The organism is Burkholderia sp. Ac-20349 (genome assembly GCF_017104865.1).
GTDB lineage: Bacteria > Pseudomonadota > Gammaproteobacteria > Burkholderiales > Burkholderiaceae > Burkholderia > Burkholderia aenigmatica.
Window position 1 is genome coordinate 1 of record NZ_JAAGPM010000040.1, and the last position, 15,039, is coordinate 15,039.

At 67.3% G+C, this 15,039-nt stretch carries 11 protein-coding genes and 1 pseudogene; 2 read left to right on the top strand and 10 right to left on the bottom strand.

The window, feature by feature from the left end:
• Window positions 1-175 precede the first annotated feature (175 nt).
• Window positions 176-640 (bottom strand): annotated as a pseudogene (locus G3N61_RS15560) (MFS transporter); the annotation flags it as partial.
• A gap of 214 nt (window positions 641-854) precedes the next feature.
• Between G3N61_RS15560 and G3N61_RS15565 the strand changes: the two are divergent.
• The gene (locus G3N61_RS15565; protein WP_089453374.1) at window positions 855-1,769 is read left to right on the top strand and encodes a LysR family transcriptional regulator; all 915 of its coding nucleotides are present in this window, start codon (window positions 855-857) and stop codon (window positions 1,767-1,769) included.
• A gap of 22 nt (window positions 1,770-1,791) precedes the next feature.
• Here the strand turns inward: G3N61_RS15565 and G3N61_RS15570 are convergent, their stop codons facing one another.
• From G3N61_RS15570 to G3N61_RS15605, 8 genes are all read right to left on the bottom strand, one after another.
• Entirely contained in the window at window positions 1,792-4,857 is a 3,066-nt protein-coding gene (locus G3N61_RS15570; protein WP_205822948.1) for an efflux RND transporter permease subunit, read from the bottom strand.
• Complete coding sequence (locus G3N61_RS15575) at window positions 4,854-5,843, bottom strand: efflux RND transporter periplasmic adaptor subunit (protein WP_346778574.1); 990 nt, start codon at window positions 5,841-5,843, stop codon at window positions 4,854-4,856. The genes G3N61_RS15570 and G3N61_RS15575 overlap by 4 nt, the downstream gene beginning before the upstream one ends.
• Before the next feature lie 109 nt (window positions 5,844-5,952).
• Window positions 5,953-7,365: a TolC family protein gene (locus G3N61_RS15580; protein WP_241017766.1), complete on the bottom strand. Its 1,413-nt coding sequence runs from the start codon at window positions 7,363-7,365 to the stop codon at window positions 5,953-5,955.
• Between the two features lie 284 nt (window positions 7,366-7,649).
• Entirely contained in the window at window positions 7,650-9,182 is a 1,533-nt protein-coding gene (locus G3N61_RS15585) for an amino acid permease (RefSeq protein WP_043177647.1), read from the bottom strand.
• 102 nt (window positions 9,183-9,284) lie between these two features.
• Window positions 9,285-9,749 (bottom strand): Lrp/AsnC family transcriptional regulator, encoded by a 465-nt coding sequence (locus G3N61_RS15590; protein ID WP_043177650.1) that lies wholly within the window; start codon window positions 9,747-9,749, stop codon window positions 9,285-9,287.
• A 98-nt stretch (window positions 9,750-9,847) separates the two neighbouring features.
• Entirely contained in the window at window positions 9,848-10,606 is a 759-nt protein-coding gene (locus G3N61_RS15595; RefSeq protein ID WP_205822950.1) for an arginine deiminase family protein, read from the bottom strand.
• A 208-nt stretch (window positions 10,607-10,814) separates the two neighbouring features.
• Window positions 10,815-12,065, bottom strand: coding sequence for a DUF1479 domain-containing protein (locus tag G3N61_RS15600; protein WP_205822951.1), 1,251 nt, complete (start codon window positions 12,063-12,065; stop codon window positions 10,815-10,817).
• A 110-nt stretch (window positions 12,066-12,175) separates the two neighbouring features.
• Window positions 12,176-12,565 (bottom strand): VOC family protein, encoded by a 390-nt coding sequence (locus tag G3N61_RS15605; RefSeq protein ID WP_174971955.1) that lies wholly within the window; start codon window positions 12,563-12,565, stop codon window positions 12,176-12,178.
• Between the two features lie 73 nt (window positions 12,566-12,638).
• Between G3N61_RS15605 and G3N61_RS15610 the strand changes: the two genes are divergently transcribed.
• Window positions 12,639-13,616, top strand: a complete 978-nt coding sequence (locus tag G3N61_RS15610) for an AraC family transcriptional regulator (RefSeq protein WP_205822952.1) — start codon at window positions 12,639-12,641, stop codon at window positions 13,614-13,616.
• A 90-nt stretch (window positions 13,617-13,706) separates the two neighbouring features.
• Here G3N61_RS15610 and gltA read toward each other — a convergent pair whose 3' ends face one another.
• Window positions 13,707-15,008, bottom strand: a complete 1,302-nt coding sequence (gene gltA, locus G3N61_RS15615) for a citrate synthase (RefSeq protein ID WP_011355741.1) — start codon at window positions 15,006-15,008, stop codon at window positions 13,707-13,709.
• Between the last annotated feature and the right edge of the window lie 31 nt (window positions 15,009-15,039).

Below are 15,039 nucleotides of genomic sequence, written 5' to 3' on the forward strand. Positions count from 1 at the left end.
GCCGAGCCCCTGAACCAGCCGCCACGCGAGCAGCATCCCGATCGACGGCGATGCGCCGACGCCGGCGCTGCCGAACCCGAACAGCAGCAGCGATGCAGCGAACACGCGCCGCTCGCCGCAGCGGCGCCCGAAGATCGGAAGACCGTCCGGGAGGTCAGACGTTTGCTCTTCCAATCTCGACAATGGCACCGCCGATCGCCGGCGACAACGCGGGCACGAGCAGCGCGACCATCATCACGACCGACGTGAGCCGCGCCCGCGCCTGCGGCGGATACGCGCGATAGGCCATCGTCTGCCCGACCGGAATCAGCAGCCCGCCGCCGAGCCCCTGAACCAGCCGCCACGCGAGCAGCATCCCGATCGACGGCGATGCGCCGACGCCGGCGCTGCCGAACCCGAACAGCAGCAGCGATGCAGCGAACACGCGCCGCTCGCCGCAGCGGCGCGCGAGCCACGTGCCGAACGGGATCACGACGGTCAGGCCGAGCACATATGTGTTGCCGACCCACGCAAGCTGCGCGACCGACGCGTGCAGTTCGCGCTGCAGCGCCGGATACGCGGCGTTCAGCATGAACATGTTCGCGAGATCGATCGCGAAGCCGAGCAGGTAGACGGCGGCGATTCTGGAACGGTCGGTCATGGCGGCGGCAACATCACGAAACGCCGCAGTGTAGAGGCCGGCCGGCCCATCGGTAAGCGGCCGGATTCGACCGGTTTCGTCGAATTTTTTTGACAATCAGGTCACGTCCCGGCAACGCCGCGCAGTCGCAGCCATGCACCGCACGCCGCACGCGGCCGCACATTCGGGTACCCTTCGAGCGATCCAACGCATAGACAGGACCCACGCCCCAACCATGGTGAGCCTCGATCGTTTCGCCGTCTTCCGTGCCGTGGTCGAGGCCGGGTCGTTCACGGCCGCCGCCACCGCGCTGAACCAGGCGCGGGCGGCCGTCAGTTTCAACATCAAGCAGCTCGAAGCGGAGCTCGGCGTCACGCTGCTCACGCGGACGACCCGGCGTGTCGAGCTGACCGACGCCGGCGAGCGCTTCTACCAGCGCTGCCTGCGCGTGCTCGAAGAAGCCGAAGGCGCGATCGACGAGGTGCGCGGCGAGCATGGCGGGATGCACGGCATCCTGCGCGTGACGTCGACGGTCGAGTATGCAGCGCGCGTCCTCGCCCCGATGCTGCATGCGTTCACCGCGCAACATCCCGCGTTGCGCGTGCGGCTCGAAACGCATACCTCCCAGGCCGATCTCGTGCGCGACCGCTTCGACGTCGCGATCCGGCTCGGACGCGACGAGCACTTTCGCGACCTGCCCTATCGCGGTGTCTGCCTCGCCACCTACGATGTGCTCGCCGTGATGGCACCCGGTCTGCCCGCGAAAGCCGGGCTGCCGCACCCGGCGTCGCCCGACGACCTGGCCCGCTTGCCGCAGCTCGGCCACAGCCGGCTCGAGCGGATCGCCGAATGGATGCTCACCGATCGCGCGGGCAACGAACATGCGTTTCGACCGGCCCAGAAGCCTCGCATCGTCGTCGACAACGCATCGGTATTAAGCGAACTGGCACGCCAGGGCAGCGGCGTCGCGCTGCTGCCCGAATGGCTCGTACGCGACGATCTCGAGAGCGGCACACTGGTCGACGCGCTGCCCGCGTACCGGTTTCCGCAGCAGAACGTCTACGCGCTATACGTCGCGACGCGGCACGTCCCGCAGAAAGTGCGCGCGTGGGTGGATTTCATGAAGGCGCGACTTGCGCGAGCGGACTGACGCAACGTGCGTGCGCGCGGCCTTACCCTTGCGCCCTCCCCGGGCGCCGCCCCGACAGCAACACGCGCAGCAGCGCCGGCAGCACGAGCAGCACGAGCGGCAACTGCACGATCAACCCCGAAATGATCGCGACCGCAAGCGGCTGCTGCATCGCCGAACCCTGCCCGAGTGCAAACGCGAGCGGCAGCAAGGCCAGGATCGCTGCGATCGTCGTCATCGCAATCGGCCGCAACCGGTTGCGGCCGGCCGCCAGCAGCGCCACATCCGGCGCCATGCCTTCGTCGCGCACGAGCCCCTGGAATTCCGACACGTAGAAGATCGCCACCTCCGTCACGATGCCGACGATCATCGTCATCCCCATCATGGCGGAGATGTTCAGCTCGATGCCGGTCACCCATAGCCCGACGAACACGGCACCGGTCGCACACAACGGCATCGCCATCACGGCGAGCGCCACGCGGAATCGCTCGTAGAGGAACAGCAGCAGCGCGAACACGAGCGCAACGGCCGCGCCGAACACCGCGATGAGCCCGCGGAAGGCGATCTGCTGTTGTTGATACAGACCGCCCAGTTCGTAATAGACGCCCGACGGCAACAGGTTCGCGTCGCCAAGCGCGCGCTGCACGTCCGCGATCGTCGAACCGAGATCGCGACCGTCGATCCGCGCGGTGACGGACACCATCCGCTTCAGGTTGTCGCGACTGATCTCCGGCTGACCGCTGATGGTGATACGGTCGGTCACGCGGTCGAGCGGAAACAGGTGCCCGTCCGGCGCGCGGATCTGCAACGCGCCCAGCCCCGTGCCGTTCATCCGCATCGCGTCCGCCACCCGCACGCGCACGCCGACCGTCTTCGGACCTTGCTGATACTGCGTCGCGACGCTTCCCTCCAGCAAGTCCGACACCTGCTGCGCGATCGACTGCGGATCCATCCCTTCGGCGGCCGCCGCGTCGGGCCGGATATGCAGGTCGAGCGCATCGCCCGCCGGGTTGATGCCGTCGTCGACGTCGACGATGCCCTGAATCTTCCCGATGCGCGCCGCCACACGTCGCGCGGTTGCTTCGAGCACATTCGGATCGTCCGAATAAATCTTGATCTGCACGGGTTGCGGCACCGCGGTCAGGTCGCCGATCAAATCCTCCATCAATTGCGCGAGTTCGATATTCACGCCGGGCACGTTCGTCTCGACCTTCGAACGGATCTCTTCCATCACGGTATCGATCGGCTCGCGCGACCCCGATTTCAGGCGCACGAAGAAGTCTCCCTTGTTCGGTTCGTTGAGATCGCCGCCGAGGCCCGCGCCCGTCCGGCGCGAATACGTCGCGACGTTCGGGTTCTCGCGAATGATCGTTTCCACCTCGCGCATCAGGCGATCGGTCTCGGTGATCGAGGTACCGGGCGCCGTATGGTAGTCGAGCACGAAGCCGCCCTCGTCCATCGACGGCATGAACCCGCTGCCGACGCGCGTGAACGCGAACGCGGCCACGACCAGCAGCGGCACCACGCCCGCGAATGCCAGCCAGGGCTGGCGGCTGACGCGCTCGACGAGCGTCGCATAACGTGTGTTCAGCCAGTGGGCGAAACGCGACTCGCGATGCTCCGCCGCATCGGCCGGCGTCAGCCAGTGATCGCACAGGATCGGGATCGCGAGCCAGCTCACGATGAACGAAATGAACAGCGCGCTCGCCATCGTGATCGACAGCGCCTTGAAAAACGCACCGGTCACGCCCGACAGGAACGCGAGCGGCACGAAAATGATCAGCGTCGCGGCCGACGACCCGGCGAGCGGCCGCGTGAATTCGAGCGCCGCGCTCATCACGCGGCCGTGAAATGCGTGAGCGCCCGCCTCGCGCATGCGTCGCGCGATGTGCTCGATCATCACGATCGCGTCGTCGATCACGAGCCCGACGGCCGCCGCCATCCCGCCGAGCGTCATGATGTTGAAGCCCATCCCGAACACGTCGAGCAGCAGGATCGTCGTGCTCATCACGATCGGCACCAGGGCGACCGCGATCGCGGTGACCTTCCAGTTGCGCAAGAATACGAACAGCGTGAACGCGGCCAGCACGACGCCGATCAGGATCGCGTCGCGCACGCTCGATGCGGATGCGATCACGAGCTGGCTCTGGTCGTACCAGTTCGCGAGACGGACACCCGACGGCATCTGCTTGCGGAAATCGGCGAGCTTCGCGCGGATCGCCGCGGCCATCGCCACACTGTTCGCGCCCGGCTGCTGGAACACGTTGACGAGCACCGCATCCTGTCCGTCCGCGGTCACGCGGATCCATTGCGGGACCGTGCCGCGCGACACCGTCGCGACGTCGCCCACGCGCACCTGGTTGCCGCCCGACGATGCGACGACCGCGTTGCGCAGCGTATCGAGCGACGTGATCGTCGTATCGGCAACGACCAGATATAGCTTGTAGTGATCCTCGATGCGCCCGGTTGCCATCAGCACGTTGCCGGCACCGATCGCCTTCGACACGTCCTCCACCGACAGCTTGTACGCGGCAAGCCGCGCGGGATCGATCGCGACCTGCAGTTCGTCCTGCGCGCCGCCCGTCACCTCGACACGTGCCACGCCGTCGACCGACGACAGCAGCGGCCGCAACTGGAACTGCGCGAGATCGCGCAGTTCGGACAGCGACTGCCGCGACGACGTGAGGCTGTAGGCGAGCACCGGGAACACGGTCGGATCCATCCGCTTCACCTGCATCGTCGTGCCGGCCGGCAGCGACGGCAGGATCTCGGCGATCGTCGACTGCGCCTGCAGCGTCGCCTGCGCCATGTCGGTGCCCCAGTCGAAGTTCAGCGAGATCTCGGCCGAACCGCGGCTCGTTTTCGATTCGACGTCGCGCACGTTCGGCACGCGCCGCAGCGCCTCTTCAACCGGCATGGTCACGAGTGTGGCCATCTGCTCGGCCGGCCGGTCGCCGGCGTCGAGCGACACGACGGCGCGCGGGAACGACACGTTCGGAAACAGCGAGATCGGCAGCCGGAACGCCGTCAGCGCACCGGCAATCGCGAGCAGCGCGACGACGAACAGCAGCGAGCGCCGGTGCCGCTGCATCCATTGCCCGAAGTTCATCGATGCACGCCTCCGGCAAGACGCACGGCCATCCCGTCCTGCAGTTCGTAGTTGCCGGTCACGACGAGCGGCTCGGCCGCATTCAGCGGGCCGTCCACGCCGTAACGGTCGCCGCTTTCGACGCGCACCGCGACATCGACGCGACGTGCCGCCTGCTTCGGCGTCACCTGGAACACGTACGCACCCTTTGCATCGCGCAGCACCGCCGAGCGCGGCACCACCCACCACGTGCCGGTCTGCGTCGCGATATCGGCGCTCACGCGCGTCCCGGGAATGAACGCGGTGCCGCCGAGCGGCACGTTCGCGCCGACGTTCACGAGCTGGCTCTGCGGATCGATCGACGCGCCCGCGACGACGACCTGCCCCGCCGGATTCGCGTGTTCCAGCGCGGTCGACAACCCGTGCAGCACGACGGCGTCGCCCGCATGAATCGACGCGGCCGACGACGGATCGACGCCGAGCGTGACATTCGCCTGGTGGCTCGACGCGCCGGTGGTCGCCGCAAGCTGCGCGATCGTCGCGCCGGCCTGCAACTGGTCGCCGGGCAGCGCCGACAGCTGCGACACGACGCCCGCGGACGGCGCCGCGATCGTCACGTCGCCGCCATGCACACCCATCTGCTGCTGCGCGGCCAGCCCCTGCTGCGCATCGTCGAGCGCTTTCTGCGCGGCGGCCAGCTGCGACTGCGTCGCGAGACCGTCGTCGTACAGCGAGCGCGTACGCGCGAGTTCGCCGCGCGCCAGCGTCAATGCACTCGCCGCCTGCGATGCGGCCAGCACCGCGGCGGGATCGGCCTGCACGACGACGAGTGGCGTGCCGCGCGCGACCGTCTGGCCGGGCAGCACGAGAACCTTGCGCAGACGCGCGGTGTACGGCAGGTTCACCGACATCACGCTCGCCGACGACGCGGCGACAATGCCGTACGCACGCACTTGCTGTGAGATCGGCGCACGCTGCACGCGCACGGCTTCAACCGAGGCGGTCACGGGTTCATCGGCACTCGCGGGCCCGGCGCACGGCGCAAGCGCGGCAAGCGCGACGGCGAATGCTGCCGCGCGGCGGCGTGTAAGGCAATTCAGGACGGCTGGCATGAAGTCAACGCTGGGGGGAGTCGGTGGAAAAGGCATTGGGGACGGCACTGCCGAGCAACGCCTGCAGGCCGATGCGTTGCTCGGCGAGCGCATCGCGCTGCGTCGCCACGTCGATCCGCTTCGTCAGCGCGACAAGCTGCGCGTCGGTGTACTGGCCGAGCGCGATATCGTGCGCGGCGTACGCGTGCCCGGCATGCTCGGCGGCCCGTTCGAGCGCGGGCAGCGCAGCCTCGTCCTGCGCAAGCTGCTCCGTCGCGAGACGGGAATCGGCACGCAGGTGCGCGATATCGGCATAGGCGACGTTCAGCCGCGACTGGTATTCGTCGCCCAGCCGCTGGCGGGTTGCCTGCTCGATCGCGACGTTGCCGCGGTTGCGATTGAAGATCGGCAGGCTCAGCGCAATCTGAAAGCCGGTCGTATAAATGCCCGACGTGTCGCGTGCCCGATTGAAGCCGACATTCAGGCTCGGAAACTGGTTCAGGATCGCGGCGCGATATTTCTGCTCCTGCGCGTCGTAGCCGGCCTGCAGCGCGATCAGGTCGGGCCGCCGCTGCGGCAGCGCGGCCACTGCGGCGTCGAGCGTCGCATCGGTCAGCGGCACCGCCCGGTCGGCGCCGGCCAGTCGCAGTTCGACGCCCGGTGCGAGCCCGAGCAGCGCGTTCAGGTCGTGGTGCGTCTGCTCGCGTGCACGCACCATGTCGTCGTATTGCTTGCGCGCATCGCTGCAGGCCGTCGACGCGACGCTGACGACGTCATCCGTCACGTTGCCCGCCTGCCGCGCATGCGCGATCCGCTCGTAGCGCGCCGTGTTGAGCGCGCGCGCCTGCGCGAGCAGCGGCAACGTCGCGTCCTCGTAGCGCGCCTTCGTGTACAGCTGCTTCGCCTGCGCGACGACCTGCCACTCCTGCCACAGCAGACCGAGATCGGTCTTGCGCACCGTCGCGTCGGCGGACCGCTTGTTCGCATTGCGCGTGACGATCGCCATCACGTCCATGCTCAGGCCGTAGTTGAACGCGCGCTCGAGACCGGCCGCGCCCGGGAAATCGCTCGACACCGACAGTTGCGGATCGGGCAGCAGGCCCGCGGAAAACGCCTGCGCCTGTGCAATCCCGAGATCGTCGCGCGCAAGCTTCAGGTCGGGATTGTTCGCGACCGCGAGCATCGCGATGTCCTCGATGTCGAAGCCATCGGATGGATCGAAGCGATGCGCAGCCAGTTCCGGCAGCGGCATGGCCGCCGGATCGATGCGAATCCGGTTCAGCGCGTCGGTGGTGGTCAGTGTCGCGTGCGGGGTCAACGGTCGCGGGTGGTATGCCGTGCAGCCGCCGAGCACGACGGCACACGACACGGCACCGGCAAGCGCGGCACGCAAACGGCAAGCGGAGAACGACGACGAAGCAAGCGGAGAGCGGAACAACGGTCGCTCCTGAGCGGATGAACGTGAGAATGGACGCGTCCGCGACAGGTCGAGGCAAACGCGACGCCATTATCCCGACCGCTTGCTTAAGGGCCGATTAAGCAGCCGCCGAATGGGCTGCGAAAGGATTGCGCGGGTGGCGCGCGATGGACGAACGCGACATGAAAGTGTCACGCACCCGCACCGAGCGCCAGTCGAAAGGGAACCGACAGAAAGCGAGGCACCCCGGGCACGCGAGATGCCGGGCGAGCGCATCGATCGCCCGGCAGCGTACGTGCCATCGCTCAGTTGCCGCGCCCGGGCCGGCTCGCCCCCGCATCGACCGCCTCGACCGAACGCGTCAGCCACGGCCCGATGTCCATCTCCTCGTAGCGCACGAGCCGGCTCTTGCGCGCGCGGCGATACGCCCACCAGATCGCGACGAACAGCGGAATCCACACGTAGATCGACAGCACTTCCATCCAGTCGATGCGGGCCGCGAAGAACGCCTGGTAGTCCTGCCCGAGCGAGATCACGATGCAGATCGCGATCGCGAACAGCGGCCCGAACGGGAACCATTTCGCGCGGTACGGCAGTTGATCGAGCCGGTAGCCCTGCTTCAGGAAGCCCTTGCGGAACCGGTAATGGCACACCGCGATGCCGAGCCACGCGATGAAACCCGTGATGCCGACCGTATTCAGCAGCCACAGATAGATGCTCTGGTTGTTGGTCAACGACGTGAGGAAGCACAGCCCGCCGACGGCCATCGTCGCGTACAGCGCGTTGCGCGGCACGCCGCCCGGCGACAGCGTCGCGAACATCGCGGGTGCGCGCCCTTCCGCGGCGAGGTTGTACAGCATCCGCGTCGCCGCGTAGGTGCCGGAATTGCCGGCCGACAGCACGGCCGTCAGGATCACGAGATTCATCGCGCCGGCCGCGAGCCGGAAACCCGCGTGGCTGAACACCAGTGTGAACGGGCTCACGCCGATGTCGGTCACATCGCTCTTCAACAGGTTCGGATCCGTGTACGGCACGAGCAGGCCGATCACGAAAATCGCGAACACGTAGAACAGCATGATCCGCCAGAAGATCTGCTTCACCGCGCGCGGGATCGTCTGGCGCGGATTCTCCGATTCGCCGGCCGTGATCCCGACCAGTTCGGTGCCGAGAAACGAGAAGCCCGCGATCAGCGCGACGCTCATCATCGCGTGCACGCCGCCGACGAACGGCGCGTCGCCCGTCGTGAAGTTGCGCAGGCCGACCGGATGCCCGTTCCCGATCAGGCCGGCGGCGATCAGCAGCCCGGCCGCGATGAACGCGACCACGGTGACGACCTTGATCAACGAGAACCAGTATTCCGATTCGCCGAAGCCACGCACCGACAGCGTATTCAGCAGGAAGATCAGCACGAGAAAGCCCGCGCCCCACCAGATGCCAGGTAGGGTTGGAAACCAGTAGCGCATCACGATCTGCGCGGCGACCAGCTCGATCGCGATCGTCACGGCCCAGCTGTACCAGTAGGTCCAGCCGAGCGCGACGCCGAAACCTTCGTCGACGTACTTCTCGCCGTAGATCGCAAACGAACCCGATACCGGCATCAGCGCGGCCATCTCGCCGAGGCCCGTGACGACGAAGTACACCATCAGCCCGATCGCGATATACGCAGCGATCGCACCGCCCGGCCCCGCCTGCGCGACCGACGCCCCCGACGCGACGAACAGCCCCGTGCCGATCGAACCGCCGATCGCGATCATCGCGATGTGGCGGCCCTGCAGACGACGCTTCAGCGTCGTTCCGGACGGCGCGGCCGTCTCCGCTGCCGCTTGCAAAGCATCCATAGTGTTCACCCTGATTGGATTCGGGGCGGGCGATTTGATTCGGAATGCGAATCGCCCAACCCGGTCATTCGCGTTGAAACCGGCCCTTTCCGGCCGGCTGCCTCACACGACGCTGCGCTTGATCGCCTGCAGTTCGGCCGTCGTCACGATCTTCTCGATCCGGAACCGCGGGCTTTCCAGCCACGCGTTCGCGATCCGCCGGTACTCGTCGAGATCCTCGCACGCGAGCCGCACGAGAAAATCGAACGTGCCGCTGACGAGCCAGCAATCGAGCACGGCCGGATTCGCCCGCATTTCGTCCTCGAACGGCGCCTGCGAACGCCCGTGGTCGGCCAGCGTGATCTGCGCGATCACGACGATCGGCTTGGTCGCGCGCGGCGCCTTGATCACCGCGCGGTACCCTTCGATCACGCCGAGCGCCTCGAGCCGCTCCACGCGCGCCTGGCACGGCCGCGGCGTGAGGTTCACGAGCTCCGACAGCTTCCGGTAGGAAATCCGCCCGTCGGTGCGCAGGATGTCGAGGATCCGGAGATCGATCTTGTCGAGCTGCATCTTCTTGTCGGTCATCCGCGTTCGCTCCGGTCGGGTCGTGGCTGGTGCGCGGAACGTCTCCGGTTCCGCGCGGGGGCCACATTATCCGGCCGAAGCGGCCGCGCGCCAATCGGCTAGAACCGCAGCGACAGGCAGGTCAGCCCGCCGTCCATCTTGCGGAACTCGCTCGTGTCGATCACGTGCAGCGGCAGCCCGAGCGATGCGATCGCATCGTGCACGCGCGGGTAGCCGGCCGGGGTGATCAGCGTGCCGTTTACGCGCAGCGTGTTACCCGCGTATTCGTCGGCGGCCGAGATCGCGATCCGGCGATAGTCGGCGAACGCCGGATGCGCGGCCAGCGCTTCGGTCACGAGCAGTGTGTCGTCGCCGAGCGCGTTGACGACCGACTTGAGATGCAGGCCGGCACCCACCGGCACCGCGACGACCGAATAGCCGTAGCGCGACACCAGCGATTCGAACGCGGCGATGCCTGCGGCGTCGGTGCGGCCCGTCAGGCCGACGTAGAAGCGCTTGCCGACCTGCATCACGTCGCCGCCGTCGAGGCGACCGTCCTGCATCGGCAGCAGGTCGCGATGCGCGGCCAGTGCCGCTTCGATATGCACCGTCTCGCCGCGTCGCGCGGGCGCACCGGGGCGCGTGATCACCGCGAATTCCGGCGTCACGACCGCGGTGTCCTCGACGAAGTGCGAATCGGGAAACGCGTCCAGCGGCGGCAGTTCGGTCAGCTCGACGCCGAGCGTGCGCAGCGCTTCGCAGTAAGCGTGAAACTGCGTGAGCGTCTTGTCGTAGTCGGGCGCGCCGAGCTCGGCGGTGGTCAGGCCCGCGCCACAGGACGGCGCGGGGCGGCGAACGATCGCTTGCGTGAATTGCATCGACTCCTCCATGGTCAGCGCCACACCCGTGCTTCAACGGGGTGGCTGCGTTGTGTCCGGACCATTATCGGAAGCCAAATTGCGCAATTCGCGTCGATTTCGGCGGTGCCGACAGCCGATTGCGTCGAATTGCACGCGGTACGCAGCGGATTCGGCAAACGGCCGTTCACCGCCGGGCGAACGGCCGCCTTCGCCTGCGGTGCGCCGGCTACAGGCCCGGCCCGAAACCCATCTGCGAACGGCCGAGTGCCGTGAGATCGCCCTCCCCGCCGCGACCGTCGAATTCGACCTCGAAATGATCGGCCGGAAAATCGGGCGGGCTCTCGCCGCGCAGGAACGCAGCCCGCTGGCGCTGCAGGTACGCGTCGTTCTTCGCGCAACCGGGTGCGGCCGCGATGTACATCACGTTGCTGTCGCCATTGCCGCGATGCGCATCCTCGACCGCGTGCACGACGTCGCCATGCCAGAACACCGCGTCGCCCGGCTCCATGTGCGGGATCGGCACCAGTGCATCGAGCAGCAGCGCGTGCCATTCGGGCCGGATCGACAGCGCGCGGCCGGGACGCGCGCCGCACAGGTCGTCGTCGGCGACATCGTCCTGCAGCGCGCGCAGCACGACGTAGGCCATCGCGTTCGCGACCGGGATCAACTGCAGCGTACCGTCGCCGGGCCCCTGCGGCGTCAGCGCGGTCCAGCCCTGGAACGTGCGGAACATCGAGCACACGGCCGGCGACGGGATCTCCTCGACGTCCGGACGAAACGCCGCATCGAACGGGTCGTAATCGCGCCAGCGACCGGCCAGCACGTGACGGTAGACCTGGCGGAAATTCGCGCCGAGCCAGCGTTCGACGGAGCCGCCGTCGACGTGCGGCGACAGCCCGAGCGACGTCGAGCCGGGCGGGCGGCGGCGAATCCGGTCCGCATAGGCCGGCACCTGGTCGGGATCGAAATGCGTGTGCGTGCCGTCCGCATGCCGCCACAGGCGGTTCAGGAACACGCGCGCCTGGGTCAGCGCCAGAGACTGGCGCGCAGCCACCTGCGGCTTCGACCAGTAGACGCCGTAGATCTGCGGCTTGCCCGACGCGAGATTGCCGAAATAGCGGTCTTCGGCGCGTGCGTGCAGCCGCTCGGCGAAGCGGTTCGCGTCCAGGTACGCGCCGATCTCGTCGTTCCAGTCGCGCGCCTGCTGCGCATCGAATACGCCACGAATCACGACCGCGCCATGCGTGCGGATCGCGGCAACCGCGTGCGGATCGACGGTCCCGCCCGCGATGTCCGCGAACGGCACCACCGGAATCACGTCATGGCCATGCGCATGCGTGCGGCGAATCGCGTCGACCTGCCGCGCGATGTCTCCTTCCAGTTCGCGGAACGTGGCCGCATAACCGGGCAGGTCGGCGCGCAGCCCCCTTTTCGCCGCGCGAATCGCGGCAGGCAGGTCGTCAATCGTCAGTTGCATCGTGGTCTCCTCGCTGACAGGTGTCGTGATGTGCTGTCAGCGTACGGCCGGTACGCGACCACCATCACCCCTATCCGGCCAACTATCGATACAATCCTGACAATCGTGCATCACTCGGGACGATGGCAGACCACGCAGAGCTTGTTGCCGTCCGGATCGCGGAAATAGGCGCCGTAGTAGTCGCGGTGATAGTCCGGCCGCAGGCCCGGCGGCCCTTCGCAGGTGCCGCCGTGGCGCAGCGCGAGCGCGTGGCAGCGATCGACGTGCGCACGCGTCGGTGCAACGAACGCGATCGTGTGGCCATTGCCCGGTTCGGGCGCGCGGCCGTCGAGCGGCTGGCCGAAGAAGAACAGCGGCCGGTCGGCGTCGGCCGGCATCCAGCCCGACCAGCCGTCCGGTTCGCGGAATTTCAGGCGCAGCCCGAGTTCCGCGAACAGCGGCGCGTAGAAATCGTAGGCGCGCGCGGTGTCGGTCACACCCACGCAAACATGTGAAAACATCGCATCGCTCCGTCGTGACGAATGCTCACGATCATGCCACGGCGCGATGCCCGCCCTCGCCCGGAGGCCGCCGATGAAACCGCAGTACGAGCACGTGACCTTCGCCCCCGGCTGTTCGATCCGCGTGTATCACCGCCAGCTCGCGCGCATTCCGTTCGAATGGCATCGCCATCCCGAATACGAACTGACGCTGACGCTCAACAGCCGCGGCCAGCGCTTCATCGGCGATCACGTCGCGCGCTACGCGGACGACGACCTGGTGCTCGTGCCGCCCAACCTGCCGCATACCTGGTCGTCGAACGCACGCATCGATCGCGATGCGCCCGAAGTCGCGCTCGTCATCTGGTTCGACGGCGACTGGGTGAGGCGGCTGGCCGACTGCTGTCCCGAATACGCGCCGCTGCGCTCGCTGCTGCGGCGTGCCGCACCGGGCCTGCGCTTCGATGCGGACGCGGCCTCCGCGATGCGCGCACGGCTGCCGCAGTTGCTCGACCCATCACCACGCACGCGGCTCGCGGCCGCGCTCGACACGCTCGCCGATCTCGCGGACGCCGGCGGCGAACCGCTCGCCACCGCACACGCGTACGACCGCGCCGACGGCACGGCACCGCACGCCGACACGGCCGCCCCCGAAGCCGAACGCCTCGATCGCGTGCTCGACGCAATCGACCGGCACTTCCACGAACCGCTGCGCGTCGACACGCTCGCCGCCGCTGCGCACATGTCCGAACGCACGCTGCAGCGCCTGTTCGTCCGGCATCTCGGCGAAAGCGTCGGCCGCTACGTGCAGCGGCTGCGGCTCGCGCACGCGTGCCGTCATCTCGTCGGCACCGACTGGCCGATCGCGACCGTGGCCGCGCGCTGCGGCATTCCGAATGCCGCGAACTTCAACCGCCAGTTTCTCGCCGCGCGCGGGATGACGCCCGGCGCATACCGGCAGTTCTTCGTGCAGCACGGTCACGCGCCCGATGACGATGCCCCCGCACTCGACACGCGCCCGCCGTCGCTGGAGCGCCGCGCCGGCCCGGGCGAACCCCGGCCGCACAAATGAAAACACCCCGACGGGATGACCCGTCGGGGTGTCGTGGCGTTGCGATCGCCCGACGCGAGCGGCCTGCCGGCCGTTCGCGCCGCGCACGACTTAACGTGCGTTGAGCGGCTTCGCTTCGCGCGGCGTATCGCCGATGAACAGCTGACGCGGACGGCCGATCTTCTGCTCCGGATCGCCGATCATTTCGTTCCACTGTGCGATCCAGCCGACCGTACGTGCCATCGCGAAGATACACGTGAACATCGACGTCGGGATGCCCAGCGCGCGCTGGACGATGCCCGAGTAGAAGTCGACGTTCGGGTACAGCTTGCGCGACACGAAGTATTCGTCTTCCAGCGCGATCTTCTCGAGCTGCATCGCGAGCTTGAACAGCGGGTCGTCGTGCAGGCCCAGTTCGTTCAGCACTTCGTAGCACGTTTCGCGCATCAGCTTCGCACGCGGGTCGTAGTTCTTGTACACGCGGTGACCGAAGCCCATCAGCTTCACGCCCGAATTCTTGTCCTTCACCTGCTTGATGAATTCGGGGATGTTGTCCGGCGAACCGATCTGCTCGAGCATGTTCAGCGCGGCTTCGTTCGCACCACCGTGCGCCGGGCCCCACAGACATGCGATACCGGCCGCGATACATGCGAACGGGTTCGCGCCCGACGAACCGGCCAGGCGGACGGTCGACGTCGATGCGTTCTGCTCGTGATCGGCGTGCAAGATCAGGATACGGTCGAGTGCGCGGACGAGCACGTCGTTGACCTTGTACTCTTCGCACGGGTTCGAGAACATCATGTGCATGAAGTTCGCGCTGTACGACAGCGAGTTCTTCGGATACACGAACGGCTGACCGATGCTGTACTTGTACGCCATCGCGACGAGCGTCGGCAGCTTCGCGATCATGCGGATCGCCGACACTTCACGGTGACGCGGATCGTTGATGTCGAGCGAGTCGTGGTAGAACGCGGACAGCGCGCCGACTGCGGCGACCAGGATCGCCATCGGGTGCGCGTCGCGGCGGAAGCCACGGAAGAAGAAGTGCATCTGCTCGTGCACCATCGTGTGCTTCGTGACGGTGTCGACGAATTCCTTCTTCTGCGCTGCGTTCGGCAGTTCGCCCTTCAGCAGCAGGTAGCAGCTTTCGAGGAAGTCCGCGTTTTGCGCGAGGTTGTCGATCGGGTAACCGCGGTACAGCAGCTCGCCCTTGTCGCCGTCGATGTACGTGATCGCCGAATTACAAGCTGCCGTCGACATGAAGCCCGGGTCGTACGTGAACTTGCCGGTCTGGCCGTACAGCTTGCGGATGTCGATTACGTCCGGGCCCATCGTGCCCTTGTAGATCGGCAGTTCGACGCTCGGCGAGTTGTCGCTGAACGATAGCGTGGCTTTAACATCAGACGGAGTCATGGCACATCCTCAATCGAAAATAGAAACGGGA